Source organism: Streptomyces capoamus (assembly GCF_014654935.1).
Classification (GTDB): Bacteria; Actinomycetota; Actinomycetes; order Streptomycetales; family Streptomycetaceae; genus Streptomyces; species Streptomyces capoamus.
The window spans coordinates 392,151-417,573 of the sequence record NZ_BNBF01000003.1 but is presented as its reverse complement, the minus strand read 5'-3'; the positions used below and the strand labels follow the sequence as shown (position 1 = coordinate 417,573).

Annotated in this window: 26 protein-coding genes; 9 read left to right on the top strand and 17 right to left on the bottom strand. The window is 70.7% G+C overall.

Going from position 1 to position 25,423, the window contains the following annotated elements:
• Positions 1 to 516: AfsR/SARP family transcriptional regulator (locus IE312_RS07820; RefSeq protein WP_189979613.1), on the bottom strand; the 516-nt coding region annotated here is incomplete at its 3' end.
• Positions 517 to 654: 138 nt separating this feature from the next.
• Between IE312_RS07820 and IE312_RS07815 the strand changes: the two genes are divergently transcribed.
• The gene (locus tag IE312_RS07815; protein ID WP_189979611.1) at positions 655 to 1,176 is read left to right on the top strand and encodes a hypothetical protein; all 522 of its coding nucleotides are present in this window, start codon (positions 655 to 657) and stop codon (positions 1,174 to 1,176) included.
• Positions 1,177 to 1,308: 132 nt separating this feature from the next.
• Here IE312_RS07815 and IE312_RS07810 read toward each other — a convergent pair whose 3' ends face one another.
• Both IE312_RS07810 and IE312_RS07805 read right to left on the bottom strand, forming a co-directional pair.
• The gene (locus tag IE312_RS07810) at positions 1,309 to 1,737 is read right to left on the bottom strand and encodes a MarR family winged helix-turn-helix transcriptional regulator (RefSeq protein ID WP_189979609.1); all 429 of its coding nucleotides are present in this window, start codon (positions 1,735 to 1,737) and stop codon (positions 1,309 to 1,311) included.
• Positions 1,737 to 2,153, bottom strand: a complete 417-nt coding sequence (locus IE312_RS07805) for an SRPBCC family protein (RefSeq protein WP_189979607.1) — start codon at positions 2,151 to 2,153, stop codon at positions 1,737 to 1,739. The genes IE312_RS07810 and IE312_RS07805 overlap by 1 nt, the downstream gene beginning before the upstream one ends.
• Before the next feature lie 566 nt (positions 2,154 to 2,719).
• Here IE312_RS07805 and IE312_RS07800 point away from each other — a divergent pair.
• On the top strand, positions 2,720 to 2,998 hold the full coding sequence (locus tag IE312_RS07800; protein ID WP_189979605.1) for a hypothetical protein: 279 nt from the start codon (positions 2,720 to 2,722) through the stop codon (positions 2,996 to 2,998).
• Between the two features lie 360 nt (positions 2,999 to 3,358).
• Here the strand turns inward: IE312_RS07800 and IE312_RS07795 are convergent, their stop codons facing one another.
• The 5 genes from IE312_RS07795 to IE312_RS07775 form a co-directional block, all read right to left on the bottom strand.
• Positions 3,359 to 3,763, bottom strand: a complete 405-nt coding sequence (locus tag IE312_RS07795) for a VOC family protein (protein ID WP_189979603.1) — start codon at positions 3,761 to 3,763, stop codon at positions 3,359 to 3,361.
• A gap of 847 nt (positions 3,764 to 4,610) precedes the next feature.
• Positions 4,611 to 4,823 (bottom strand): cold-shock protein, encoded by a 213-nt coding sequence (locus IE312_RS07790; RefSeq protein ID WP_189979601.1) that lies wholly within the window; start codon positions 4,821 to 4,823, stop codon positions 4,611 to 4,613.
• Positions 4,824 to 5,429: 606 nt separating this feature from the next.
• Entirely contained in the window at positions 5,430 to 5,993 is a 564-nt protein-coding gene (locus IE312_RS07785) for a cysteine hydrolase family protein (protein WP_189979599.1), read from the bottom strand.
• Positions 5,994 to 6,113: 120 nt separating this feature from the next.
• Positions 6,114 to 6,875: a polysaccharide deacetylase family protein gene (locus IE312_RS07780; protein ID WP_229899272.1), complete on the bottom strand. Its 762-nt coding sequence runs from the start codon at positions 6,873 to 6,875 to the stop codon at positions 6,114 to 6,116.
• 327 nt (positions 6,876 to 7,202) lie between these two features.
• A complete protein-coding gene (locus IE312_RS07775) occupies positions 7,203 to 7,736 on the bottom strand; it encodes an anthrone oxygenase family protein (RefSeq protein WP_189979595.1) in 534 nt (177 codons plus the stop codon).
• A gap of 200 nt (positions 7,737 to 7,936) precedes the next feature.
• On the opposite strand from IE312_RS07775, the gene IE312_RS07770 reads away from it, so the two are divergent.
• Positions 7,937 to 8,863 carry a LysR family transcriptional regulator gene (locus tag IE312_RS07770; RefSeq protein WP_189979594.1) on the top strand — a complete coding sequence of 309 codons (927 nt, stop codon included), beginning with the start codon at positions 7,937 to 7,939 and terminating at the stop codon, positions 8,861 to 8,863.
• A 227-nt stretch (positions 8,864 to 9,090) separates the two neighbouring features.
• Here the strand turns inward: IE312_RS07770 and IE312_RS07765 are convergent, their stop codons facing one another.
• The gene (locus tag IE312_RS07765; RefSeq protein WP_189979592.1) at positions 9,091 to 9,687 is read right to left on the bottom strand and encodes a DUF2867 domain-containing protein; all 597 of its coding nucleotides are present in this window, start codon (positions 9,685 to 9,687) and stop codon (positions 9,091 to 9,093) included.
• A 105-nt stretch (positions 9,688 to 9,792) separates the two neighbouring features.
• On the opposite strand from IE312_RS07765, the gene IE312_RS07760 reads away from it, so the two are divergent.
• Positions 9,793 to 10,350, top strand: coding sequence for a TetR/AcrR family transcriptional regulator (locus IE312_RS07760; RefSeq protein ID WP_189979590.1), 558 nt, complete (start codon positions 9,793 to 9,795; stop codon positions 10,348 to 10,350).
• A gap of 256 nt (positions 10,351 to 10,606) precedes the next feature.
• On the opposite strand, the gene IE312_RS07755 is transcribed toward IE312_RS07760, so the two are convergent.
• The gene (locus tag IE312_RS07755) at positions 10,607 to 11,242 is read right to left on the bottom strand and encodes a TetR/AcrR family transcriptional regulator (RefSeq protein WP_189979588.1); all 636 of its coding nucleotides are present in this window, start codon (positions 11,240 to 11,242) and stop codon (positions 10,607 to 10,609) included.
• 221 nt (positions 11,243 to 11,463) lie between these two features.
• On the opposite strand from IE312_RS07755, the gene IE312_RS07750 reads away from it, so the two are divergent.
• Complete coding sequence (locus tag IE312_RS07750) at positions 11,464 to 12,666, top strand: alkane 1-monooxygenase (RefSeq protein ID WP_189979586.1); 1,203 nt, start codon at positions 11,464 to 11,466, stop codon at positions 12,664 to 12,666.
• 319 nt (positions 12,667 to 12,985) lie between these two features.
• Positions 12,986 to 13,942 (top strand): carbohydrate kinase family protein, encoded by a 957-nt coding sequence (locus IE312_RS07745; protein ID WP_189979585.1) that lies wholly within the window; start codon positions 12,986 to 12,988, stop codon positions 13,940 to 13,942.
• A 267-nt stretch (positions 13,943 to 14,209) separates the two neighbouring features.
• Here the strand turns inward: IE312_RS07745 and IE312_RS07740 are convergent, their stop codons facing one another.
• The 5 genes from IE312_RS07740 to IE312_RS07720 all read right to left on the bottom strand — a co-directional run bounded on the left by IE312_RS07740 (position 14,210) and on the right by IE312_RS07720 (position 20,664).
• Positions 14,210 to 14,917, bottom strand: coding sequence for a CBM20 domain-containing protein (locus IE312_RS07740; protein ID WP_189979583.1), 708 nt, complete (start codon positions 14,915 to 14,917; stop codon positions 14,210 to 14,212).
• A 499-nt stretch (positions 14,918 to 15,416) separates the two neighbouring features.
• Positions 15,417 to 17,333: a hypothetical protein gene (locus IE312_RS07735; protein ID WP_189979581.1), complete on the bottom strand. Its 1,917-nt coding sequence runs from the start codon at positions 17,331 to 17,333 to the stop codon at positions 15,417 to 15,419.
• 87 nt (positions 17,334 to 17,420) lie between these two features.
• Positions 17,421 to 18,461 carry a terpene synthase family protein gene (locus IE312_RS07730; RefSeq protein WP_189979579.1) on the bottom strand — a complete coding sequence of 347 codons (1,041 nt, stop codon included), beginning with the start codon at positions 18,459 to 18,461 and terminating at the stop codon, positions 17,421 to 17,423.
• Positions 18,462 to 18,509: 48 nt separating this feature from the next.
• Positions 18,510 to 19,499: an SDR family NAD(P)-dependent oxidoreductase gene (locus IE312_RS07725; protein ID WP_189979577.1), complete on the bottom strand. Its 990-nt coding sequence runs from the start codon at positions 19,497 to 19,499 to the stop codon at positions 18,510 to 18,512.
• A 193-nt stretch (positions 19,500 to 19,692) separates the two neighbouring features.
• A complete protein-coding gene (locus tag IE312_RS07720; RefSeq protein ID WP_189979575.1) occupies positions 19,693 to 20,664 on the bottom strand; it encodes a winged helix-turn-helix domain-containing protein in 972 nt (323 codons plus the stop codon).
• A 295-nt stretch (positions 20,665 to 20,959) separates the two neighbouring features.
• On the opposite strand from IE312_RS07720, the gene IE312_RS07715 reads away from it, so the two are divergent.
• The 3 genes from IE312_RS07715 to IE312_RS07705 all read left to right on the top strand — a co-directional run bounded on the left by IE312_RS07715 (position 20,960) and on the right by IE312_RS07705 (position 24,032).
• A complete protein-coding gene (locus tag IE312_RS07715; RefSeq protein WP_229899270.1) occupies positions 20,960 to 21,979 on the top strand; it encodes an alpha/beta hydrolase in 1,020 nt (339 codons plus the stop codon).
• A gap of 35 nt (positions 21,980 to 22,014) precedes the next feature.
• Positions 22,015 to 22,851: a chymotrypsin family serine protease gene (locus tag IE312_RS07710; RefSeq protein ID WP_189979571.1), complete on the top strand. Its 837-nt coding sequence runs from the start codon at positions 22,015 to 22,017 to the stop codon at positions 22,849 to 22,851.
• Between the two features lie 65 nt (positions 22,852 to 22,916).
• Positions 22,917 to 24,032 carry a trypsin-like serine peptidase gene (locus IE312_RS07705; RefSeq protein WP_189979569.1) on the top strand — a complete coding sequence of 372 codons (1,116 nt, stop codon included), beginning with the start codon at positions 22,917 to 22,919 and terminating at the stop codon, positions 24,030 to 24,032.
• Between the two features lie 69 nt (positions 24,033 to 24,101).
• On the opposite strand, the gene IE312_RS07700 is transcribed toward IE312_RS07705, so the two are convergent.
• Both IE312_RS07700 and IE312_RS07695 read right to left on the bottom strand, forming a co-directional pair.
• On the bottom strand, positions 24,102 to 24,773 hold the full coding sequence (locus IE312_RS07700; protein ID WP_189979567.1) for an alpha/beta fold hydrolase: 672 nt from the start codon (positions 24,771 to 24,773) through the stop codon (positions 24,102 to 24,104).
• A 108-nt stretch (positions 24,774 to 24,881) separates the two neighbouring features.
• On the bottom strand, positions 24,882 to 25,423 hold a 542-nt coding region (locus tag IE312_RS07695), incomplete at its 5' end, for an isochorismatase family protein (protein ID WP_229899269.1).

The following is a 25,423-nucleotide window of genomic DNA, read 5'->3' as shown; positions in this document are numbered from 1 at the left end:
CGCCGGCTTACCTGCTCGCAAGGCCGCCGAGGCGCGGCCCTCCACAGCTTCTGCCCGGAGTTCTTGCAGGCGGGCGGCCTCGTCGGCCAGGCATATGGTCATCGGCACACCGGCGAACGGTTCGCCGCACCAGAGCGCTTCGGCTTCGTCGTACGCCTCCAACGTCTGGGTCTCAGCGGCCGAGTCGAGCGCGGCTTCGTAGGCACTCGAGTCCGTCCGCACATGCGCCGCCATCAGCTCGTACCCACCAGGCCGTGTCTGGACGAGCGCTGCACCGGCCGGGCCGGCGACGGCACGCAGCTGCCTGCGCAGCCGCGACACCCGCACCTGAACGGCATTGACCGGATCCGTCCGCTGTCTGCTGCCCCATAACGCCTCGGCCAGGTGGTCCGTACTCACCATCTCCCCTGCGTGTACGACCAGTTCAGCAAGCAGGACGCGGTCTTTCGCGGCACTGAGACGGACTCTGCGTTCTCCGAGGCGGATTTCCAACGAGCCGAGGACTCCGAATTCCATGCGGCGGATTGTGCCAGCCAGGGTCACCACGTGACCCGTCCGTAGGGTCCCGGAGACTGAAAACCCAGGGTCGTGCCATCGGGGGGCTGTCGGGGGCCGGCCCGCGAAACCGGCCCTGGGACCAATGCGGAGGACTTGTTGGCTATTTTGCGTCGTCTCGGTGGGTGCCCGCCACGTTTAGCCTCCACCGTCAACGGTCTGCTGACCGCGGCCGATGTGCGCGCCGACGTGCGCGCCGACGTCTCGTGCCCTTCGCCATCGGCTTGCTGGTACGCCGTTACGCCGAACCCACGTTCCTGGGCGTGCCGGCGGGCATGCCGCTCGGCAACTGGCGGGGGCGTCGGCGCGCTCGTCGGCTCCCCGGCCCTGCTCGCCGAATTCCTGCTCTCAGCCGCCGCCTTCGCCGCGGGAACGCTGCTCGCAACGGGCCCGCCGGTGCGGCGCACCACCATGGGCGAGGTCGCGTGCGTGCGCAACGCCGGCCCCGCACCGGCCGCGATCGGCATCACCTTCAAGGACCAGCCCGCCGTTCTCGGCGCACTCGCCGCCATCCTCCTCAGTGGCCTGGCCGCAGCCCTGCCGATCGCCGCCCTGCTCAGCAGCCGACGAAGCGCCTCCACGGCAGCGAAGACGGAGATGCGGACGAATGGCCGACGGTGACGCGTTCACCGCCGGGGACGGTTGCCTCCCCCGCGCCACGCCGACGGGGTGATGCAGCGAGGCGGCATGCCGACACGATCCGCAGCCCAACGTGGGTTCGGGTTGGGTGGCCTGTTGTCGGTGAAGGGCGTTTCAGGTATCGGGATGGGCCAGGCGGCCGAGCAGGGCTACCGCGTCGTCGAGGGGCACCGGTTGGAAGAACCGCGCGTCGACGCGCTCAACGGCGGCAATCGCGCGTGGGGCCAGCTCGGCGCCGGTGTCGGTGACGCGCAGTCGTTTGGCGCGGGTGTCGGCCGGGTCGACTTCACGCTCGATGAGTCCTTTGCGTTCCAGGATGCGTAGTACCTGGGAGGTCATCTTGACGTCGGTACCGGCTTGGCGGGCGAGGGCCAGCTGGTTGGGGTGCTCGCCCTGGGTGTTGAGCCACCAGGTGCAGGCAAGCAGCACGAACTGCACGTGGGTGAGATCGAGCGGGGCCAGGGCTGTGGCGATGTCGCGCTGCCACCGCAGGGTGGCGTGCCACAGCAGGAATCCGGGGCTGTCGCCGGGGCTGAGGGGCATCAGCGAAGCGCCAGCTCGGCCAGCGAGGCCATCGTCTCGGGCCAGTCGGCGGTGATGCCCGGGCCGATCTGCGGGCCCGCCTCGTCGGCGCCGGCCCCGGTGATCTCCATCCGGTACGTCACGCGGATCCGGTTCTGGTCGATCCGGTCGATCCGGTGGATGGTGCGCAGCAGCAGGCCGTCGAAGCGCGCCTCGTCGACGAAGAGTTCGTTTTCGACCGCCTCGGCGATGTGCAGCAGTACCGGGTCGTCTCCGGGCGGCGTCATCGTGATCTGCGTGCCCGCCGCGAACGGGCCATCCACCTCGATCTTCTCGATCTCGGCGTTCCAGGTGCCCCAGTTCTCAACGTCGGCCCAGAGCCGCCAGATCGCCTCGGGGGTGGCGCTGCTCTCGATGCTGTGCTGGTACTGCCACATGAGCGGTCTCCTCAACTAGGTGGTCTACCCGTAGACTATCTACGCAGAGACTATCTGTCTAATGGTGCACGGACTCCATCCCGCGGCGCCGCCCGAACCACTGCCCGCGCCCGGTCCGCCGAGAGCTCCGCCTCACCGCTCAGGCTGGGCGTCATGTGGATGGTGAGCTGCATGAGCTGCATGAGCTGCATGAGCTGCAGGGGCCCGGTGTCCGATGGGGTATTCGCCTCCGCCGAGGTCGACGGTGAAGTCTGCCTGTTGGACCGGCATGGACAGCTCCCGAGTCACACAGCGGAGGTGCTCCTCGTCGGCTCTGTCACCGCGACCGCCCCGTTATCTGGCTCCGCACATGATCAGTCAGCCCGTTCGGGACCTGGCCATTGCGAGCACGTCGATGCCGGTCTCACCCGTCGACGCTTCGAGGTACACGTCGCCGTCCAGAGCCATCATGCCGAAGCCCGGATGGCCCGAGTGCATGCCCAGGAACGCCGGAACGCCGATGCCGCTTCGCTGCGCGGTGGTTGTCGGCGCCGTGGGTGCTGTGCCCGTCGACCACCGAGGCGCCCATGTGGGTGAACGTCGGTGGGGATGGAAGGCGGGGTCTTCAAACGGCCGGACGATCCGTACCGTCCGTCGGTGCGAGCCGGCAGAAGTACAAGGTTCGCGAGGCGAGTGAGGAGATCGTCGGCGCGGTCACCGGCTCCCTGACCGCCCCGCGAACGCTGCTGCTCGGCAGGTTCGATACCGAAGGGCGCCTGCAGTACGTCGGCCGTACCACGCTGGTGGAGCCCGAGCTGATGGCCGAAGTCGGCGTCGACGTCACCCCTGACGCCTCCGGCCGATGAGGGCATCCCGCGCGCCGGCACCGTGCCCACCCGGCCCTCTCCCCCATTGATGTCCCCCACCTGCCGCCGGCCCACTGAGGCAGTCAGCCCCAGTAATACATCCATCCGGCGGGACTCTCCCGTCTCACCCTTCGCTAGGGCTCGGCACCGGAAGGACAGCACCGGGCGCCCGGCGAATTCCGTCCCAGCACCGCCGCCGGGCTGACGGCGGTGCGGCGGCCCCGGCCGACGCGCAGCCGGCTGAGCGCGCCCCAGTCCCCGGCTGGGCCACCCAACCCGCCTGCGGGACGCGCAACGAACGAGACGCCGGCGTGGTCGCGGCCATCAACGAGTGGCTGTGACCAGCAGGGACGGAAACCCTCAATCGTCCAACTCAGTGAAGAGGGTCAACTGGAGGGCACCCGGCGCCTCGAGGCGGGAGTTCAGGGAGTTCCATGGGGTGCGCGTCGGTTCGGCGACTACCTGGGCTCCGGCAGCGGCCAGCTTCGACGTGGCGGTAACCGAGTCGTCGACCTGGAAGGCGACCCTGATGTGGCCGGCTACTCGCCGCCCGACCTCCACTTCGTCGATGAAGGCAGCATGATTTGGATCGGTCAGCTCCAGGGTGGCCCGACCGGCGTCGAGGATGGTGACCCGTCCGTCGGGCGAGGCGAACGCGCCGCGCTCGGTCAAGCCCAGGACGTCACGGTAGAAGTGCAGCGCCGCGTCGTAGTCGGCAGCCGTGACCACTAAGCGGAGTTCGCGGACGGCAGGTTCGTCGGACATGTCGGCTCCTTGAAGATCTTGAGTACCGACTCGTCAACCCGGCAGTCGACTGGTTGATTCCCGTGGCGGACGTATCGAGGTCAGAGTTTTTTCGGGCGTCGAACGTCGACCAGGCCCGTCGATGAGCCGCGTCAAGACCTCGGCCACCTCGGCCACCTCGTCCGCTGTCGGGCTGGCGAAGGGCTGAGGGACTAAGCACTCCGTGAGGCGCCGCGTCGCCTGGAAGCGGCTTGGAGCACGGTAGCTGGCATGCAACGTGAACCTGCTCGGCCGCTACAGCGTCATCGTCGGGGTCCCCGCCGTCGGCGTCCTGCGCTCGCTGTGCGACCCGGACGCACCGCGCTCGACGAAGGCGACGACGGCGAGGACTGACACCCCGGGGGCGTGCGTCACCTCACGACGTGTTGTGCCGTGTTCTTGCCGTCGTCATCCACATGGCCGTCGCGGACCTCATGGCCGACCACACCGCCTTCCTGGGACGGTTGCGGTCCCCGTGCATCTGTGGATGACGGCCGTCAGGCTCTCCTCCATAGGTGTCCTGATCTGCTGGGACTTGGAAGGAGCCAGGCGGTCATCTGCCTGCTTGCTGCGCTCGTCCTGTGCCCGGCGGGCAGGGAGCCGTTCCTTCGCCTGCTCCCGTTGGGTGACCCCCGTGGCCCACGCGGACACGCCGCCACCGATCGGGCTCCACCGAGACCGATCAGACCCGAGACCACTTCCCTATCCGTGACGGTCATCATGCCGACGGAGTGTGAGCGAATCCGGCTGACGACTACAGGCACGTCGGCCCGGAGCGGAGTCGACTCCGGACCGAGTCGCGCCATGCAAGAACGTCAGGCCGAGGGCCTCATTCTTCGGCGATGACCTCGTCCGCCTGCATGCCCTTCTGACCCTGCACCGCGACGAAGGTTACCTTCTGGCCTTCCTTGAGGCCCTTGAAGCCGCTGCCCTGGATCGCCCTGAAGTGCACAAAGAGGTCAGGGCCGCTCTCCGGGGTGATGAAGCCGAACCCTTTCTCGTCGTTGAACCATTTCACCGTGCCGCTCTGTCGCTGAGCCATGTCCACTCCTTCGGTCCACGCGCGTCGGCTGGGCGCATGGAACGCCCAACGCTTTGATCATCCCTGCCGTGGGATGCTTATGGCTGCATTTCGACCGGTTGCGTACGGCTGCTGGCTCTTCCGGATCAAACGCACCGACGGCGCATCGATCGATCACCTGATCGATGCCGACGCGTATTAGGAAGCTGATCGACCGACCCGGCGGATCACCGCTCGATCCACGCCGTCGCGGTGCGGGCCCACAAAGTGATCCGGATGCTCTCCCGCAATGGCCGCCCACCCGGCCCGGCAACGCGACCGCGCACCAGCCGGCCGTCCGTTGCTTTTCGCACGGACCTGCCGGGCCAGGACGTCACGGTCGACGTACGGGGCGACGGCAGCGAGGACCAGGCGCTGGAAATAGGCCGGCTCCAGCGCCTCCATCTCCCACTGCACCGGGTGGCGGGGGCCGAAGTCGTAGCGGGGGGGGGCGAAGGCCGGCCACCTCGGATCGCCGCGCTTGGGCTCGGTGGTGAGATGTGCGGAGACGGGTGACCCCCTCCCCCTCCCGGGCCTCTTGGAGCGGTACCAGCTTGCCCAACTCGTGTGGGTCTGGGCGATCGTCCACTATCGCGGTGCGATGGCTTTGAGCCAGTCCTCGATGGTGAGGACATCTGCCCACTGGGGGAACAGCTTCTCGGTGAGCATCCGGTGCACCTCGGGGTCGGTGTCGAGGCAGGCATCCGCCAGGACGGTGAGGCCGAAGTCCAGGTCGATGGCGTGCCACAGGGTGGACAGCACCACAGCGCTGGTGGCGATGCCGGTGAGAACAAGGCTGTCGATATCGCGAGCCCTGAGTACCAAGTCGAGGTCGCTGCCCGAGAACGCGCTTCCGCGCCTCTTGGTGACCACGACGTCGCCGGGCTGGGGCGCGACGTCGTCATGGATCTCGGTTCCAGGGGCTCCCTCGGTGAACAGGCCGGCCCGCACGGCGTTTGTCATCACCTTGTTGCGGGGGCTGACTTCTGGATCACCCGGCCGTAACCCGAGCACCACGTAGATCACGGTGATGCCTGCGGCCCGGGCACCGTCGGTAGCCCTTCGCAAGCGCGGCAGATATCCGGAACCGTCATCGGCGATGGCCACGACGTCCCGTTGGACGTCCATCACCAGAAGTGCGCTGTTTGCCATATTCGCCGTCCCTTCTCCGTTCGGACAAGTCTGGTGGATCAACCGAACTGCCGTGCCGGAAGTACCACAACGCCCACCGAGGTGTTCGAGTCGGCAGCGGCGGACGCCGATACCTGGGGTTCATGTACTCAGGGACGAGAGGAGGGTACGGAGGTCGACAACCCTGTAACCGCGGGCGGTGATCGCGTCGAGGATCCGTGGGAGAGCCTCAGCGTCGATCACCTCGGTGCGGCCCCCGGGTGCCCCGACGTGCATCTGCAGGATCGCCCCTGGGCGCAGGGCCTGAAGCGCCCGGCGCACCGCGCGGTCCACCGTCATGCCGCCCTCGGTGCCCTTCCACCCGTTGGTGTCGGTGGTGAATTCGATGTCCGCGAATCCCAGTCCATTGGCCTCTCTGATCTGCGCGGGGCTGGTCTCGCTGTAGGGGAACCGGAAGAACGGGGTCAGGGCCGCTCCTCCCCCGGCCGCGCGCAGGGCCCGGTCCGCTGCCAGGACTTCGCGACGTCTTCCGGCCGCGGTCAGGTCCTTGAAGTAGGGGTGGCTGTAGGAATGGTTGCCCAGGCCGTGTCGCGCGGTCGCGATCCTCCTCACTGCCTCGGGGTATCGGTGGGCGAAGTCGCCGGTCAGGAAGAACGTGGCGGGCGCGTGCCGGCGGGCGAGTTCGCCGAGGACGCGGTTCAGGCCGGCCTCGTTCCAGGCTGCGTTGAACGTCACTGCGACCACGAGCTCCCTCGTGCGGATCACGCGGTTCTCCGATCCGAACAGCGCCCGCAGGCCCGCTTGCTCCGCGGCAGCTGCCGGGCGTGGCGCGGCCGTCCCGGCGATCGCGGCCGGGGGCCTGGGAACCACCGTCCACAGGGCGGCGGACAGCCCGATGGCCACCCGGAGCAGGCGGCGGGTCACAAGAAGGTGTGCGGCGAAGACGGAATGCGTTTCCATGCCACCGCCATCGGCCGGCGGGACTCTGCCCTTGAGCAGGAATTGCCGGCGGCGGTTCCGGGGGGCGAGGGGCGTGCGGGGTGTTCTGCCGGTGAAGGACGCGTTGGTCGGGAGTACTCCTGGCATGTACTCCCGACCACGCGACCGGCCCACCTCGCTTGAATCGCTCACCGGGGTGCTGGGCGGGCCGTGTGGCTGCTCCCGCTCGGCGCCAGGGTCTCAAGAGCGTGACGTGTCGTCCCCGGGGTGCCTGGCATCAACTCCACGCTGTTATTCGGGTCGGCCAGGGTAGGCGCCTCGGCCTTCGACAGGACTGTCGTGGGTTGCGTGGTGCTCGGCCGCTCGCTTGCCTGCCTGGTACAGGGCGACGTAGATCAGTATCGCGAACGCGGCTATGGCAGTGCAGGTACGGGCATCGTTGAACAGTTCCCAGCGGTGGAGGATCTTCGCATGGTCAGCCGGCGGCGTGGTGGCGGCCCACTGCTTGATGCGACCGTTGATCGGGACGTTGCCGAACCGGGTGATCAAGAAGGACGTGACGGTCAGAAGGCCTGCCGTGGCCACGAGAGACCGGGTGCGCTCGCGTGTCAGGGCGGCCAGGGCGAGGGTGCTGAGCCCCGAGACCGCCATTGCCCCTTGCATGGTGATCCCGTTCATCTTCATCAGCTCGGTGTGGAATTCGAGCCTCATGTCGAGCGGCACGGCATTGAAGGTGGGGACGAGGTTGGCTGCGCCGTAGCCGAAGGCTCCGGCGAGCAGACCGGTGGAGAGCAGAGACAGGCCCAGGAGTAGGCGGTTGCGCATTCGTTCATGCTTTCTTGACGGGTTGGGAGTAACGCCGGACTCCGAGCAGGTCCGCGGGTTCCCGACGCTCCGCTGCGGTCGCGGTCCGGTCCCGGGTGTTTTCCCCGTACGGGCTGTCCCGCTTTTCATGCGATCAAGCCTGCCGCCGACTACTGCATATCTCCAATAGATGGTTCTGCTGGTAACTAGAATTGGTAGTTATGGAACTCCGTCAGCTTCGTTACTTCGTCTCGGTGGTCGAGGAGGGCAGTTTCACGCGCGCCGCCGCCCGGCTGCATCTGGCTCAACCCGGTCTGAGCGCCCAGATCCGTCAGCTGGAGAAGGAGCTGGGGCAGCCCCTGCTCGACCGCTCCGGCGGTTCGGTGACGCTGACTGAGGTGGGTGGGGCGGTCCTGCCGTACGCCCGCGCGGCACTGGCCGCTGTGGAGTCGGTGCGGCAGACGGTGGATGCGTACACCGGGCTGCTGCGTGGCCGGGTCAGGCTGGGGCTGGTCTCCGGTGCCACCGGCCACGCCTTCGACATCGCCGGTTTACTCGCGGACTTCCATGACGCCCATCCCTCGGTGGAGGTAGCCCTCACCGAGGACGCCACGGAGCGGATGCAGGCCGCACTCCTCGCCGGCGAGCTCGACATCGCCGTCCTCGGAACGGCGGACGAGGTGCCACCGCCCGGGGTCACCTTTCAGATGGTGATCGATGTCCCGCTGGTTGCCGCTGTCGCGCCAAGTGACCCACTTCTCGATCGCGTCAACGGTACGAGCGTCCCGCTCGCCGATCTGCGGGATCGGCCGCTGATCTGCCTGCCCCGCGGCACCGGAGTACGCGCGGCACTCGAACGCGGCTGCGCGCAGGCAGGATTCCGGCCCCGGATCACCTTCGAGGCGGCGGCCCCGCACGTACTCTCGCGCCTTGCCACGCGACGCCTGGGCATCGCCGTGCTGCCTGCCGATGAGGACGAGGCCCCCCTCGACGGGCAGCTGCGCGCCCTGCGGATCGTCGAGCCCGAGATGCGGGCCCGCATCGCGCTCGCCTGGCAGACCAACGGGCCTTCGAGCCCTGCTGCCCGTGTTCTCCTCGAGCGCCTACGCGATGCCGTCCCCAAGCCGTCCGATTCCTGGACCACCTGACCGCCGCGGTGCGGGTCGGAGGCCCGGAGCGGGCGGCGATGGGGGCAGCCCCGCTCGCTGTGGCCGACCCTGACCGGGTTGCTCCTGGCGGGTGACCGGGCGGGCGGTGTTCGTCGTGATAGCCGAGCGCCTTCGTGCTGACGGGGGGACGGCCGCCGCGGCGGGAGTGCCCGTGGGGCGGGTGCGTCCCACGGGCGCACCCGATCGGGTCGGGATGGTGGCGGAGTTCAGGGCTTGGGGGCCGGAGCGGTCGCCTGCCAGCGGGTGCCGATGGTGCGCAGCATGTTCTCGTAGACACCCAGGTGGCGGAAGGGCTTGATGGCGGCCATGTAGAGGTGGCCGAGGAGGCCGTTGGGCTTGACGAGGACGGCCAGCTGCCCGCGGTAGCCGCCGGAGCCGTCCGGGACCCAGCCGAGGTGGAGCACGCCGTGCATCGTGCGGTTGGCGATCTCGGCCGCCCATTCGCCCTCGGTCTCGTAGACGGGAGTGAAGCGGGGGTTACGCGTGGACGGCAGGTCCTGGCGGAGGTCGTCGGGCAGCCGGTCGCGCAGGGTCGGGACCCGCGCGCCCAGGCCGGCGTCCGGCTTGTCCCATCCGAACAGCGCACCGAGCTTCCAGCGGATCGCGAAGAGGGCGCGGGCCACGGGCGAGGTGACGAACGGCTGCTGGTCGGGGCCTGCGCCGCTGAAGAGGGCGACCAGGCGGGGCCAGTCGCCGGCGCTGCCCGGAGTGGGCAGCGCCCAGACGTCCTCGAGGCGGAAGTCGTGGGCGATGGCGTGGATGCGCCAGGGACGTGAAGTGTGGGCGGTGTTGGGAAGCCGCATGCCGGACCCCTGCCTGTATACGGTGGCGTATAGACCTAGGATAGCCCCGTGTATACGGAGGCGTCTATACGAGTCCGTATATCCGGTGAGTCGAGGAGGCACGGCATGGGAGTCACCCGTACGCCGCGCGGCGCCTGGATCGAGCAAGGGATGCGGGCGCTCGCCGCCGGCGGTCCGCAGGCCGTTCGGATCGAGGTGCTGGCGCAGGCGTTGGGCGTCAGCAAGGGCGGGTTCTACGGGTACTTCCGTAACCGGGACGCCCTGCTCGGCGAGATGCTCGACACCTGGGAACGGGAGGCCGCCGAGGCCGTGATCGAGCAGGTGGATGCCGGGGGCGGAGACGCCAGGGCCCGGCTGGACCGGCTGTTCACCATCACCTCGGCGGCCACCGGGCCGGTGACGGGCGTGGCCTCGGAGCTGGCCGTCCGCGACTGGGCGCGGCGCGACGAGGACGTGGCGGCGCGGCTGCGGCGGGTGGACAACCGGCGCATGGAGTACCTGCGCGCCCTGTTCAGGGCCTTCTGCCCCGACGAGAAGGAGGTCGAGCTGCGGTGCATGCTCGTCTTCTCCTTGCGAATCGGCAGCCACTTCATCGCCGCCGACCACGGGGGGCTCAGCCGGGCGCAGGTGATGGAGCTGGCGCGGGAGCGGCTGCTGGCGTAGGGCCGCCGGCCCTTCCGTGAGCGGCATGCGCGGGTGGGTGAAGGATCTTCCGAAGGGAGCGAGACCGCACCGAACGGGAGGAGCGTTCGGCGTGTGCTCGTGCTCCCAGCGGCGGCCTTGCGCCGAGGCTCTCGCGGTGATCGGGACGGTGGTCGGCGACGTGGTGAAGACCCCGGCGAGTCAGCCCATGACCACCTCCGCGAGGCGAAGAACCGCGCCGGACATCCGCCTGGCGCAAGGCGGAGGGCCGGTGCGGTCAGCGGGCGGGCGGCACGCCCAGCACGGCGCAGGTGGCACGCGCGACACGTTCGGGTGCGTCCGCGGTCAGCGGGGACGGCAGCAGCATGTGGCTGATGGTCAGCCGCACGGCGAGGTCGGCCGCTTCCGACCGACGCTCCCCCGCCACCCCCGGCGCCACCGTGCCCAGCCACTGCGCCAGCAGCTGCCAGGCGCTGGTGAACACGGGTTCGGGCCTGCTCGTCAGGAACGGCAGCAACGCGTCCGTGCCCCCGCGGGCCGCCGTCAGCACCGCGCCGATGAAGGGGTTGCCGCCCGCCTCGGCCAGTGCGTGGGCGACGGCGGCGCGCAGCGCGGCGGCGAGATCGTCGCGGTGCTCGTCCAGCACCGCGGCCAGACGGGTCAGGAACTCCTCCGTCTCGCGCAGCACCAGCGCCCGTCCGATACCGGCCCGGTCACCGAACTCCTTGTAGATCGAGGGCCGGGAGACCTCCGCCCGCAGCGCGAGGTCGGCCACCCGCACCCGGTCCCAGCCGCTCTCCGCGGCCAGCGCGCGGGCCTCTGCGAGCACCCGCTCGCGCATCTGCCTGCGCCACGCCACCCGGGGCGGATCGGGGCGGGGCCCGGACGGGTCGGGCGAACGGTGGTTGCGCACACCGGCAGTGTGTCATCACCCACCGCGGGCGGCGCTGCGTCCGGCCTGACGGCCGACGGCCGACGGCCGACGGCCAGTAGGCGTGACACATCATCAGAACATTGACACAGCATCCCCCTTTGTCAGCACTCTCCTGCCGTGGCACTGTCGCTCCACCCCCGCGCGCCTCCCCCCGTTCCCGACGGGGTGGCGGAAGCGCACGTCCTCGTCAAGGAGTCCTCATGGAGCCGGCGCCGTCCGATCCCCGCGCCTGGCGGGATCCCAAACGCCCCCTGTGGCTGCTGGCCCTCGCCGTACCGACCCTGCCCTTCCAGGCGGGCGGTCTCGTCGCCCTCACCCACCTGCACCTGTTCTGGTGGTGGGGCCCGTTCTTCGCCTTCGTCCTCGTCCCGCTCGTCGACTGGCTGACCGGCGCGGACGGCACCAACCCCCCGGAAGAGGCCGCGCCCCTCCTCGAAGCCGACCGCTACTACCGCTGGTGCACCTACCTGTACCTGCCGCTCCAGTACGGCGCTCTGGTCTGGGCCTGCGGCCAGTGGTCGGACGGCGGACTTCCGGTCGCCGACAGCCTCGGCCTCGCCGTGACGACGGCAGTCGTGGCGGGTGTCGCCATCAACACGGCGCACGAACTCGGGCACAAGCGCGAGCGGCTGGAGCGACGGCTGAGCCGTACGGCGCTGGCGCAGACCTGGTACGGGCACTTCTCCGTCGAACACAACCACGGCCACCACGTACGGGTCGCCACGCCGGAGGACCCGGCGAGCAGCCGCATGGGTGAGAGCTTCTGGCGGTTCCTGCCGCGCACGGTGTGGGGCAGTCTGCGCTCGGCCTGGGAACTGGAACGGCGCCGGCTGACCCGGCGGAACCGGGCGGTGCTCGGCCCGCACAACGAGATCCTGACCGCGTGGGCACTCTCGGCCGCGCTGTTCACCGCCCTGACCGCGCTGTTCGGGCTGCGGGTCCTGCCCTTCCTGCTGCTCCAGGCGGTGCTCGGCTTCTGTCTGCTGGAGACGGTCAACTACCTGGAGCATTACGGCCTGCTGCGGCAGCGGCGGCCGGACGGGCGCTACGAGCGGGTGGCACCCCGCCACAGCTGGAACAGCGACAACACCGTCAGCAACGTCTTCCTCTTCCAGCTGCAGCGGCACTCCGATCATCACGCCAACCCGTTGCGCCGCTACCAGACCCTGCGCCACTTCGACGAGTCGCCCCAACTCCCCTCGGGCTACGCCACCATGATCGTGATCGCCTGGTTCCCTCCGCTGTGGCGCACGGTGATGGACCACCGGCTGCTGACCCACTACGACGGTGACCTCACCCGGACCAACCTCCATCCGCCCCTGCGGCGCCGGCTCTTCGGTGACCCCGACGTGCTGCGGGAGACGTCGGCGGACACGCGGCGAGGAATCCGCGGGACCGGCTGACCACCGGCACGTCCCCGACCCGCCGACGCGGTACGGCGGTTAGCGACCTGACTTGGCGTCCGCGCGTCACTACAGCGCTGCTGCCGCCGAAGCCGACGACGGAGAAGTCGCGGGGTACCTGCCGGCCGGCCTGCCGTGCCTGCCGGCCTGCCGTGCCTGCCGTGCCGGCCAGGCCCAGCTGGTCCTGAGCGGTGCGGGGGCGCGGGTGCGGCTCAGCGTGGTGCTGCCCGGCGTGGTGATACCGTCCGGCGCCGACAATGACGGGGCGGTCGTCCTGGAGGAAGGGCCGCGTTCAGCACGTAGCCGAAGGAGTGAGCGCATGACCCTGACCGAACAGCACCGCCCCGGTGCGGACCGGCGTCCGGCCGACTACGACGTCCTGGTGGTCGGCGGGGTCGGCGTGGACACCATCGTGCGGGTGGAGGAACTGCGCGTACCGCCGGGTGACTCGGTCTTAGTGGAGCCGCTGCGGGACTACGTGGGGCACACCGGCAACGGCGTGGCCCTCGGCTGGCACGCGCTCGGCCTGCGGACCAAGTTCGTCGACTTCCTCGGCGACGACCCGCAGGGCCGCATGGTGCTGGAGCACTACGCCCGCGTCGGCCTCGACTTCAGCCACCTGGTCTCGCCGCACGGCACCCCCCGCTCGGCCAACCTGGTCGACCCCCGGGGCCGCCGCTTCTCCTTCTACGACGGCCGGCACCCGGGCGACCTGAGGCTGCCCCGCGCGTTCTACCTGCCCTTCCTGGAGCGGACGGCCCATGTCCACCTGTCGATCATCGGCCACAACCAGGACATGTACGAGGACATCCACCGCCTCGGCGTGACCAGCTCAACCGATCTGCACGACTGGGACGGACGCAACCCCCACCACCGCCCCTACGCCCTCAACTCCGACTACGTCTTCCTCAGCGCGGCCGCGCTCCACGACCGGCTGCACACCGTCATGCGGACGATCCTCGACGAGGGCCGGGCCCGCTTCGTGGTCGCCACCGACGGCGCCGAAGGCTGTCACCTGCTGGAGCGCGGTGCCGACGGGATCCGCCACTTCCCCGCCGTACGCCCCGAGCGGCCGGTCGTGGACAGCAACGGTGCCGGCGATGCGTTCGTCACCGCGTTCCTGCACTCCCTGTTCGAGGGGCGGCCGCTCGAGGAGTGTGTGCTGGCCGGCTCGGTGTCCGGGGCGTTCGTCTGCGGCAGCGTGGGCACCCACACCGAGTTCATCGACCTGCCGGGACTGCGCGCGGCCACCGCGCGCGCCGTGACCGCCCGGTGAGCGGCGTGCTGCGGCGGGACCACCCAGGGCAGCAACTGCCCTACGACCTGCACGACGATGCGCTGCCGCAGCCCGGGGCCGCGGGCGAGCACCTCGCCGCGTACCGTGCGGTGAACCGGCTCGTCGCCGAACTGCCCCGGCGCAGTGGTACGCGTTGTGGATCGCCGCACGCGGCATTCCCTGCCCTGGGGCAGGGGGCCCGGACCACGGACGGCACCGGGGCCGAGCGGTACCTGTCCCGTACCGCTCGGCCCCGGTGCCCGGCCGTCAGCGCCAGCTGTCGTTGACCGTCAGCGCGCCGGCGGACGAGGTGAAGACGGTGCGGTTGTCGCCGTTCTCCCAGATGACGGTGCCATCGGGGATCTTCTTGAGGTACTTGTACTGCACGGTGATGTTCGGCGGCAGTTGATGGGCGCCGGACCACAGCGGGTAGGTGGCGGAGCCGGTGGTCAGCGGGACGGCCTTGGCCGGGTCCCAACTGCCGAGGTCGGGCAGGTCGCCCGTGACGTAGAGGTTCTGGCCCCAGGTGGTGGTGGCGGTGGCGCGGAAGGTCGCGGCGACCGGAGCGACGTTCCAGCGGTCGTCGTTGCCCGGGGCGTCCCGGGAGACGGTCAGGGTGCGGTTGGGGGTGCTTTCCCAGGTCACCGTCCCGGTCGGGGAGCGCTTGAGGTACTTGTACTGCACGGTGGCGCCGACGGGCAGCTGCACGGCGGCCGACCAGTGCGGGTAGGCGCTGGCGGTGGTGCCCAGGGGAACGGCCTTGGCCGGGTCCCAGGCACCCAACTGCGGGGCGCTGCCGGTGACCAGGAGCGTCTCGCCTTCCGTGGTGGCCTGCACCCGGAAGGTGACGGAGGTGTCCTGCGTCGTGGCCGCCCGTGCGTGGGGGGCCGTACCGGCGAGCAGTCCGGCGAGCAGCGCAGCGAGCATCAGTACGGGCCGCCAGGCGGCCGGCATCCGTGAACGTGACGCGAGCATGTCATTCCTCTCTGGAGAAGGAGCGGCGAGTGCCGCCAGGAGGGGCGGGTGACTGTCCATCACCCGCACACATCTCAACACAACTTGAAGTCATGAGGTGACCGAGAGTGCTCTGAGTGTTCAACTGCGCATGCGATTCGGCCGCATAGCCCGTTCTGCGGGCGGGACTTCATCAAAGTCTTGAACTGAAGGGGGGAGCCGGTGCGGAGGTGCCCATCCGGCTGATCGGGGAGTTCACCGGACCCGGCCCCGCCTCCGAGATCACATCCTCAGGCCATCTCCCGTACCGCCATCGGGCCTTCGACCACCGCGTCAGGCTTGCGCAAGATGACGCAAAGCTTTTCATCCCTGCGGCGGAAAGAGGGTTCCGGCTCACTCTCGGCTACGCACCACGCGCCGCACACGATGGGTTGACTAGGGACACGCACTGAAGCTGGGCCTTCGCAAGTTGTTGAAACGCCTTGCAATCCCCGACGGTCGGCATGCCGGACGGAGGTGTTCAGAGCAGGGTTGCCACGGCCGCTGCGGCCGCGGTGAGGATGCGGTGCAGGACGGGGACCGGGATCGCCGGGTTGGTGACCGCTGCGCATGCCGTGTCGCGGTCGTGCAGCAGTCCGGCCAGAACGCGGGCCGGGAGCCGCGGACTGCGTACCGCGGCGTCACGGACGCGGGCCTCCGGGTCGTTCAGCAGCAGCACCGCGTCGGCCGGTGACAGTCGGGAGTCCTCGGCGGCGCGACGGCGCACCTCGGCTTCGGCATCGCGGGCCAGGCGTGCGACGTCGGCCGGTGTCGCCTCCGGATCGTCCAGGGCCAGGCGGCGCATCCGGCCGTCGGGGTCGGTGATGTAGCGCAGCAGGCCCCCACGGGGGAAGTTGGGATGGCTGCGGGGCCGGTCGGGGTGGCTGAAGCTGCCGTCCCACCAGCGCCAGACCTCCAGCAGCATGTCGGCCGGCGCGTCCTCGCACGATTCGGCGAGGAAGAGGCGGACCACCTGGTCCTCGTCCCGCGCCAGGCGCGCCACCACATCCGGCGGGAGGTGCCGGGCCCGGGCCGCACTGCGGCGGACCAGCGGGTGGGACGACGCGGCGAGACGGCGCATCGCGTCGGCGTCGCCGTGCAGGTCCTCGACCCAGGGCAGGGTGGGCGACATGGACGTCGCGTTGAACTCGTGGCGCACCGCGGCACGTTGTTCCTCGGTGAGGTCGGGGCGCAGCGCCACCGCGGAACGGATGTCGTCCCGCGGGTCCTCCGCCAGCACGGCGACGCCGTGGGCACCCAGGCCCGGGTTGGCGGCCAGTGCCCGGCGTACCTCCGCGTCCCCGTCCCGGACCAGCTCCGCCTCCAGCTTGGGCGCGAGGCGGCACCGTTCGAGCGCCCGCCGCGGGTCGGGCAGGGCGGCGAAGACCTCGCGAGGCATGGGTACGCCGGTGTGGTGGGCGAGCAGCGCAGCCGTTCGCACCGCGCGGTCGGTGTCGGCCAGCAGCCGCTCCCGCAGCGGCGCGGCGAGGTCCTCCCATCGGGCACAGGCCGCCGCCCGCACCCGTGCATCGGGGTCGGCCGCGAGGCCGGGGAGGTGCTGTGCGGGAAGCGACGGGAGTTCGGCGGCTCGCGCGCGGGACGGGCCGGCAAGGAGGTCGTCGTACAGGTCTTCCGGCAGTACGGCGCCCCAGACGCAGGCGCGTTCCGCCCAGAGCACGCGGCGATCCGGCGACGGCTCGGCGCGGACCAGGCGTACCCACTGATGGGACGTGAGCTTGGGCCGGAAGGTGTCGGCGGCCTGTGACCGCACCCGCGGATCGGGGTGGGCCACGGCGGCGTCGAGAACGGCGGGCCGGTCGCATCCGTGCAGGAAGCCGTCCTCCACGTCCAGCAGCCGGATCAGCAGTTCGTCCGTCGCGGCCGGGTTGGACCCGATTCCCTCCGCCCAGTGCAGGGGGCACGCGTCCGGGCCGGGCACCGCCGCCCACACCTCGGCGCGCTCGGCCTCCGTCTCGCGCCCGGCCGCCGTGGCAGCCTCCTCCAGCCGCTCCGGCAGTCGGTCCAGGGCCGTCACCCGGGGGCCGCCCGCTCCTGGCACCTCCGCCAGCAGCACCTGCCCGTCGAGGGAGAGCGCCACGAATCCGGGGCCGCCGGTCAACTCCGGTACGCCGCTCCCGGCGTACCGGACCCGGGTCCACCACGACTCGTTGCCGCCGGTCCGGTGCCCGAGGACGGCCACCAGGAACTCACCTTCGACATCGCGGAGACGGTGCCACCACACGGCATCGAGCGCGCGGGTCCCGCCGTCCGGCGCCGCGATCCCCCGCGCGATCCGCCAGCCGGCCTCCGGCGGGAACACGTTGCCCGGAGGCACGTCCCCGACGACCGTGAGCCCGGCGCGTACGAGTAGTCGGTGGAGTTCATTCCGGTGCTGCACGCGGTCATGATCCCCATCGGCTCACAGCGGGGGCAAGCCCGGCAGCCCGCGTCGCCGGCGGGGCCTTCGGGCGGCCGTAGCCGGGGATCAGGTCGGCTCAGGGTGCTGCGGCCGCCGTGCGCCGGTGCCCAGGACCTGGCCGAGGTGGCCGGGGCCCGAGGACGGCACGACCCGGGGCGCGTCGCGGTAGCGCCGGGTTCCGGTCTGCCAGGCGTGGTAGCCGCTCATCCACGCGGTCATGACGCGGACGTAGCCGGCGACGTCCGCCTGCTCCCGTCCGGACAGGGCCAGTTGTGCGCAGACGGCGGGGACGCGTGCGGCCAGGCAGTGGAAGCGCCGGACGCGACGCTCCACCTCGTGGCGGGCCGCGGTGAGGGCCTGGTCACGGGTGAGGTGGCGGGCCCGTTCGAGGACGAGGACGAGGTTGTCCACGTCGCCGCGGGCCTCCTCCTTCTCCAGGGAGTACACGTCGTTGCACATCAGGGTGACGTCGATGGCGGCCCGGCGCATGATGCGCAGCTCGGGACTGTGGAAGGCGGACGCGGGGACGGTGAGGCCGGCGGCGCGTTCCCCGAGGGAGAGGGGCAGGTCGTTGGCGGCGATGCCGCGCCGGACTTGGAGGTAGGCGTCGGGGTCCGCCGGGGTGCCGCGGAGACGGCCCCGTGCTTCGTGGGCCTGCGCGGCGAAGTAGTACTCCCATTCGTGTGCGGTACGGGCGGTCCAGGCCGGGTGGGCGCCGTCGGTGCCGCGGGTCCGGATGTCGGCGAAGGCCGTGGTGCAGGGGTCCGCGTCGGGCGGCGGCGGGACGCCGTGCGCGATGTCGATCAACGTCTGGCAGACGCGGGCGGTCTCGGCGGGGTCCCGGCCGAGGGGACCGTCGAACTGGTCGTCGAAGACGAAGAAGAATCCCATCGCGTCCGCGAGCAGGTCCAGGTGCGGGCCGTGGGCGTACGGGAAGCCGAGCGCGGCCAGGCGCGGCATGTCCCAGGAGGCGTACCAGGCCAGGGACCGGTCGTCACCGGCCAGGCCGGTGCGGCGCACCCAGTCCAGGTTGTGCTGACGGGCGCCTTCCAGGCCAGGGCTGATCCGCGTGGCGGCGGGGAGGCCGAAGTCCATGTCCTGTGGCACGGGTCCTCCCGGAGCCGTAGCGGGCGGCGTGGAGCCGGTGTGCGCGCGTCATTCGCGGGCGGCCGGGGTCGTGAGGTCGAGGGCCGGCGGGCCGGCTGACCCGGCGCCCAGCCGGGCGAGGGAGAAGCCCATGGACTCGCTGACGCTCCCCGGGGTGCGGAACGTTTCTGTGGCGCAGATCCGTGGGAAGCCGGCCCGGACGGTTTCCGGTGTGGGGTCCTCCGGCCACACGACGCCTTCGGTGGCCCCCAGGAAGATCCGGGCGGTGCGGCGGCCGGCCGCATGGAGGAGCCGGCCGGTGCAGGGGGCGCCCTCGTGGGCCAGCAACGCCACCACCGGGGCGACGTGCCGGGCCGGGAACAGGTCGGTGAGCAGCGCGGTCGTACGCTCGTCGTCCCGGACCGCCTCCAGGGACATGCGGGTCGCGGCGACGGGTACGACCGCGTTGACCTTGATGCCGTATGCAGCGCCTTCCGCTGCCGCGGAGGTGGTCAGCCCGAGCACGGCGCCCTTGCCCGCGGCGTACGCGCTGAGCCCGGTGTCGCCGAACAGGGCGTCGGAGCACGTGTTGACGATCCGCCCGTACCCGGCGGCGGCCATGTGCGGCCATACCGCCCGGAGCATGTTCAGCGTCCCGCCCGCGTGCGTGTCCAGCACCCGCCGGCACTCGTCGTCGGTGAGCTCGGCCAAGGGGCGCAGGATCGAGATGCCCGCGTTGTTGACCAGGGCGTCCAGCCGCCCCCAGCGCTCCAGCGCGGTCGCGGTGAGGGCCCGCGCGCCGTCCGCGGAGGCCACGTCGTGCCCGTCGGCGTGGGCTTGCCCGCCCGCCGCCCGGATCTCCTCGACCACGGCTCGTGCGGGCGCGGGCGAGGTCCCGTGTCCGTCGGTCCCGGTCCCCACGTCGTTGACCACGACCTGCGCGCCGCGCGCCGCGAGGAGCAGTGCGTACTCCCTGCCCAGTCCCCGGCCGCCGCCGGTCACCACGACGACACGGCCGTCGAAACGGACCTCGTCGCCCCGCTCGTCCACTCGGCTCACCCACCTCTGCTCGTCGGCAGGCCGGGACGGCAGCGTTCCCCGGGCAACCGCCCACGCTGCCCCGGCAGCCCGCGCAGGGACAGGGGGCGCGCGAAGGAAGTGGACGCAACTGCACGCACCCCGAGTGCCGCTGCACGCCGCGTGCGCCCTCCCGCGCTCCGGCACGCACCGTCGCGCGACCGCGACCGGTGCCTCAGAGCCAGCCCCGACGTGCCGCCTGGACCCCGGCCTGGAAACGGGTCGTGGCACCCAGCCCGGCCAGCAGGGCGGAGACGCGGCGGACGACAGTGCGGCGCCCCACCCCCAGGTGCCTGGCGATCGCGTCGTCGGTGGCGCCGCTGGCCATCAGGGAGAGGATCTGACGGTCCCGGGTGTCGATCTGCGTACCGGTGCCCGTCGCCGACACGGGGACGGCCAGTCGCCAGAGCGACTCGAAGACGTTGGACAGCGCCTGGAGCAGGCTGGACGGACGGATCACGAGGGAGACGACGCCAGGACGCTCGTCGGCGGGGAGCGTGACCACCGCCAGGTCGTCGTCGCGCAGGCTCAGCTTCAGGGGTGGATCGTCCAGGGTCCGGGCCTGCTCCCCGGCCTCGATCATGCGGGCCATGTTGGGCCACGCGATGGGATCGTCGAACGCGGAACCGGGGTAGATGGCGCGGTAGATGACACCGGCGGCCATGCGCTCGCGCTGCAGCGTCTCCTGCGCGAGGTAGAAGTCGGGGGTGCCGGAGTACGGTGGCACGTCGATGCTGCGCAGCTGGTGGCGCGCCGTCTGCTGGAGCTGCCGGCTGATCGCCAGGACACGCGCGAGGTCTTCGACGACCTCCAGCGCGCCGTAGTGGGTGCTGTCCCGCCTGGCGGAACGGTAGACCCGCTCCAGTTCCGTGCCGGTTCGACGCAGCGCCGTCCGTAACGCGTCGTCGCGCCGCAACAGGGCTTCGACGAACTGCGTGGGCGGCACCGCTTCCCAGACGGCTCCGGCGCTTGCGGGGTCCGTCGTCACGACGCCGTCCTCGGCGGCGAGTTCGTCCAGCACCGCCCGGACGGAGGTCTCGGCCAGCCCGATACGAGCCGCCAACTCCCCCGCCGACTGCCGCGGATGGCGGACCAGGCACTGGTAGACCCGGCCGCGGTCGGAGTCCGGGTCCAGCACGTCATGCACGGCCACTCCCTCGCCTCACGGAGCGACGGACCAGGTCCGCCCAGCCGTCCCGGCTGCAGGCCCGGAGCCTACTGGATGTTCAGCGCAATAGCGCCAGTGGCGCAACTGCGCCAGACCACCCCTATGGCGTCACGCACAGGTGGTGCGATGTGATTCCCCGTGACCGGCTGATCGACCGTCCCATGGCGACCATGGCGACCAGTCCCCCCTAGGACACATCATGAGACCAGCTGTGCCCGCTCGGCTGAGGCGCCTGAGAGCGGCAGGCGTCGCCGCAGTGGCGACCGCCCTCCTCATGGGCGCATCGTTCGCTCCCGTCGAAGCCTCGGCTCCGCGCCCGCCGGGGATGACCGACGGCTTCGGCCTCAAGCAGACCGGTGACGCCGTCGGCTCCGCCACCGACTTCGTCATCACGGTGACCACGCCCGAGGTCGAAGGTGAGCACCACATCCGCATCCTGCTGCCCACCGACTACGCCCGGCATCCTGACAGGCGTTACCCGGTGCTGTACTTCCTGCACGGCGCGTCCGACGATCCCGGCAACCCGAACGTGGCGTACCCCGCCCTCACCGCGGCCCAGTCCATGATCACGGTCATACCGGACGGGGGACGCAGGGGCTGGTACACCAACTGGCTCGACCAGAGCACCGCCGCCGGCGCGCAGAACTGGGAGAACTTCCACATCAACCAGGTGATCCCGTTCGTCGACGCCAATCTCCGCACCGATGCCAGCAGGAAGGCACGGGCCGTCGCCGGCCTCTCGATGGGCGGTTTCGGCTCCCTGCACTACGCCCAGCGACACCCCGGCCTGTTCGGTCAGGTCGCCTCGCTGTCCGGTGCCAACGAACTCTCGGTCCGCCACACGGTCATGCGCGCGGCCGTCGTCGCCACGCTCACGAACATCGGCGCCCCGCTGTGCGGGAGTTCGAACCCCACGTGCAGTCTCGACTTCGGTCCCGCGGTGTCCAGCGACGCGATCTTCGGCACGCCCTACCCGGTCTTCGGGGCGGACTGGCGCTGGGACGAGGCGGACCCGGTCTCGCACATGGACGTCCTGGCCCGGGCCGGTACGGGCGTCACGCTCTACACCGGGAACGGTGGCGGCGATCCGGCCGAACCGGAGTTCTGGGTCGAGTCGGCGTCCCAGCACGCGAAGGAACGGCTGGACGCGCTCGGGTACCCGGTGCACTTCGTGGACTACGGCGACGGATCCGGCTGGGGCGACGACTGCGCCGGCGGCCACACCAGCGGCTGCTGGGCGCAGGACCTCGTCGACTTCGTCCCGCGTCTCGAGGCGGCGTTCGCGTCCGCTTGATTCCCCACGATCCCACGACAGACAGGCAACCGCACATGAACAGACGACTGTGCACCCTGCTGCTGAGCCTGGTGGTCCTCTGGACCGTCGGGGCCGGTGCGGCACGTGCCGACGAAGGCAAGCGCGTCCACAACGCGATGCAGATCGTCTTCAGCCCGTCCATGACGTACCCCTTCTGCACGATCGGCGCGGTGGGCACCGACAAGTACGGGCACCGGATCGCCATTTCGGCCGGTCACTGCATCAGGGACGCCGCCTACGCGGACCGCGAGATCCACGACGACGTGGCCCCCGTCTACGACCGAGCGGACACCGGCTTCGGTCCCATCGGGTACGTGCGCTACTTCAAGGACCCCGAGGGCTCGCAGACGGGTCACCCGACCAAGGACTACATGATCATCGAACTGGTCCCGCAGGTCACACTCTCCTCGCAGGGCCCCTACTTGAAGCAGACCGGTGTCCTGAAGGTCCCCGGCGGCACCGCAAGCCCGAACGCCCCGGGACCCGCGCTCGACACCGAACGGCTGCTCGCCACCGGTGCCAACGAACTCGTCGTATCGGGTCAGACGGGCGTCTGGTTCGGCACCGTCATGGACAACACCGGCGGCATCTACCGCTCGGCGGCCGCGAACCTCACGGGCGACTCGGGCGGGCCGGCCGTCTGGCACGTCCCCGGAAGCGAACTCCCGTCCCAGGACAACGGTTTCCAGGCGTCGGGCCCCTGGGCCGGGATCACCAAGGCGATCACCCTGTCCTTCCCGCCGTTCGAGTACACCAGCTCGGCCAACATCCTCGCCGACCTGCGCGCCCGGGACGCCGCCGCCCCCAAGGGCGTCTACGGAGCGGGGTTCGAGGTGACCACCAACCCGTGAGTCCGGCCGTAGGTCCGGTCGGCCGCCCGTCCGGCTGAACGACCCGTCCCGAGGAAGGAAAGACATTGCTCATCGGCATACCCTCACGACGTGCGCTGACCCCGCTCATCGGCCTGCTCACGCTGATGGCCGCACTGCTCGTGACGGCGTCCCCGGCACACGCCGACGCCGCCTCGTTCGAGCTCCGCCCGCTGGTACCGGCCGGCGCCGGCTACCAGGACCGGCTAAAGGCGGAGGTGGATTACTGGTCCCTGGGGAAGATGGCCGACGCCGGCCTCAACAACGAGGACGCGGACGCGACCCCGCCCCCCGGCGGCTGGGACGATCTGAGCAAGCCATGGCCGCGGGGACAAGGACTGGTCTCGCGCACCGCCGGCAAGCTGTTCATGGAATACACGGACGTGGACACCGGCGCCGTGTCGACGTCCTCGTGTTCCGGCAACGTGGTCACCAGCGCCAACCGCAGCGTCGTGCTGACCGCTGCCCACTGCCTGCGCGTCCACACCCCGCTCGACATAGGCTTCGGGAACGTCGTGGCCACCAACATGGTCTTCGTACCGGGCTTCGACGGGACGAACCTGCCGCGCGACCCCGCCGGCACACGTCTTCCCGGCAGGGACATCGCCCCGTACGGGGTCTGGGGAGTGACCCGTCAGTGGATCACCCGCACCTGGAGCCAGAGCGCCGACTGGCTGCTCGGGCGGGACATGGCCGCCGTCCTGGTGGACAACCCCGACGATCCGCGCCCGATCGGCGCGGTCACCGGAGGCCAGCAGGTCGCCTTCGACCAGCCACAGAACCGGACCGGCCACCTCTTCGGCTACCCGACCATCAACGAGCGCAACTACTACCGTCCCGGCAACGTGCCCACCGCCCTCCAGCGGACCTTCGACGGCCGGAGCCTGATGGTCACCCAGGGAACGGCCCGCAGCGACCCGGTCTACTACAACGACGTGATGGCCGGCGCGCAGTCGCCCGGTTGCAGCGGCGGCGCCCTGCTGCAGAACTTCGACCCCGCCACCGGCACGGGCGTCCAGGTCGGGGTCTTCTCCCGCTACGACGACCCCGCCCAGATCATCGGCCTGCTCGGCTGGGTCCAGGGCCCCAACATGAGTGCCACCCACTTGGGCGCGGAGGAGCAGGCGGTGTACGAGGCCGCCCAAGCGGCGGGCGTGGCCTAGCCGTACCGGCGGTCCATGGCCACTCGCTGTCCGGTCCAGGGCGATCGATCGCCGGGCGCCGCGTGGTGGCTATTCGCCCAGCAGGAGGATCTCCGTGAACTCCTGCATGGCATCCCTGCAGACGTCGTGGCCGCTGTCCAGGGTGTGGACGCGCCAGGCCGGGTCGTCGGCCAGCCGGTCGCGGACGGCGGTGAAGGGCGTACCGTCCCACCCGGACAGATACACGTAGTCCCGGGTCTTGACGTCACGCAGGCCGGCGCCGTCCAGCCGGATCCGCTGGAGGAAAGAGGCCAGTGGATGTGCGCTCACGCGCGGGTCCCTGCCGGACGGCGGCCGGACGGCGTATCCGTTCGCCGCCGCGCCGTCCAGGAACAGGCCGCGGTAGGCATCGGTGGTCAGGTCCCAGCAGGACTGGCCGTCCTCGGGAACGTAGGCATCGCAGTAGACCAGGCGGCGCACCACGCCGGAAGGGGCGCGGTCGGCGGCACCGGTGATCACCATGCCGCCGTAGCTGTGCCCGACGAGAACGGCGTCGCCGACCTCCTCGCCGGCGAGTACGGCGAGGACGTCGTCGATGTGGGTGTCGAGATTGACGTGGGCGGAGATCAGGTGGGCGCGGTCACCGACACCGGTGGGGGTAACGGTCAGCGCCCGGTGTCCGGCGGTGCGCAGGCAGTCGGCCAAGCCGGAGAAGTACCAGCCGCCGCGCCAGCCACCGGGAACGAGAACGAAGGTCGTCATGCAGGCATGAACGATGCTCGCACGACGCTGATTCCGGCACCGGCACGGTAGTTCGCGAGAGTCCTGCTCGCCGGCACGGAGGTCGGCCTCGCCGCTGGTCCTCAGCGGTCACTTCGGGCGCTGTCCGATCAGCTCGACCACCTCGTCCGTGGTGCGTACGTCGCCGAATGACCGGTAGATCGTGTGCAGTGTGGCGTTGTGCTCCTGGTCGCTCCGGGCCGCGTTCGCGTCGGCGACCATGAGCACACGCATGCCCGTGGTGGCCGCGTCGCGGGCTGTGGACTCGCAGCAGACGTTCGTGACCGTGCCCGTGACCACGACGGTGTCGACATCTCGCTCGGCCAGCAGTCCGGGCAGCGGCGAGCGGCCGGGGAAGAAGGCGCTGTGTGCGGTCTTCTCCACCACGATGTCGTCCGGTTGGACGTCGAGGGCGTGCCACAGACGCGAACGCAGCGGGCCCTCCCCGCCCGTTGTCGCGAGCATCTCGCTGTACGTCGGCCCGTAGAACTCGCCGCTCAGGCGTCCCAGCGGGGCCTCGTTCGCCGGCAGTACCCAGGCGACCAGGCCGCCGGCCGTCCGCAAGGTGCCGGCGATGCGGCCGATGTGGGGCACGATGCCACGGACGTACGGGTTGGCCTCGGCGAAGAAAG

Excerpts from the sequence above, each read along its gene's own strand:
- IE312_RS07810 (WP_189979609.1), bottom strand. The coding sequence starts at position 1,737 with ATGCCCCTCAGCCCCGGCGACAGCCCCGGATTCCTGCTGTGGCACGCC.
- IE312_RS07805 (WP_189979607.1), bottom strand. The coding sequence starts at position 2,153 with ATGTGGCAGTACCAGCACAGCATCGAGAGCAGCGCCACCCCCGAGGCG.
- IE312_RS07800 (WP_189979605.1), top strand. The coding sequence starts at position 2,720 with ATGTGGGTGAACGTCGGTGGGGATGGAAGGCGGGGTCTTCAAACGGCC.
- IE312_RS07795 (WP_189979603.1), bottom strand. The coding sequence starts at position 3,763 with ATGTCCGACGAACCTGCCGTCCGCGAACTCCGCTTAGTGGTCACGGCT.
- IE312_RS07790 (WP_189979601.1), bottom strand. The coding sequence starts at position 4,823 with ATGGCTCAGCGACAGAGCGGCACGGTGAAATGGTTCAACGACGAGAAA.
- IE312_RS07785 (WP_189979599.1), bottom strand. The coding sequence starts at position 5,993 with ATGGCAAACAGCGCACTTCTGGTGATGGACGTCCAACGGGACGTCGTG.
- IE312_RS07775 (WP_189979595.1), bottom strand. The coding sequence starts at position 7,736 with ATGCGCAACCGCCTACTCCTGGGCCTGTCTCTGCTCTCCACCGGTCTG.
- IE312_RS07770 (WP_189979594.1), top strand. The coding sequence starts at position 7,937 with ATGGAACTCCGTCAGCTTCGTTACTTCGTCTCGGTGGTCGAGGAGGGC.
- IE312_RS07765 (WP_189979592.1), bottom strand. The coding sequence starts at position 9,687 with ATGCGGCTTCCCAACACCGCCCACACTTCACGTCCCTGGCGCATCCAC.
- IE312_RS07760 (WP_189979590.1), top strand. The coding sequence starts at position 9,793 with ATGGGAGTCACCCGTACGCCGCGCGGCGCCTGGATCGAGCAAGGGATG.
- IE312_RS07750 (WP_189979586.1), top strand. The coding sequence starts at position 11,464 with ATGGAGCCGGCGCCGTCCGATCCCCGCGCCTGGCGGGATCCCAAACGC.
- IE312_RS07745 (WP_189979585.1), top strand. The coding sequence starts at position 12,986 with ATGACCCTGACCGAACAGCACCGCCCCGGTGCGGACCGGCGTCCGGCC.
- IE312_RS07740 (WP_189979583.1), bottom strand. The coding sequence starts at position 14,917 with ATGCTCGCGTCACGTTCACGGATGCCGGCCGCCTGGCGGCCCGTACTG.
- IE312_RS07715 (WP_229899270.1), top strand. The coding sequence starts at position 20,960 with ATGGGCGCATCGTTCGCTCCCGTCGAAGCCTCGGCTCCGCGCCCGCCG.
- IE312_RS07710 (WP_189979571.1), top strand. The coding sequence starts at position 22,015 with ATGAACAGACGACTGTGCACCCTGCTGCTGAGCCTGGTGGTCCTCTGG.
- IE312_RS07700 (WP_189979567.1), bottom strand. The coding sequence starts at position 24,773 with ATGACGACCTTCGTTCTCGTTCCCGGTGGCTGGCGCGGCGGCTGGTAC.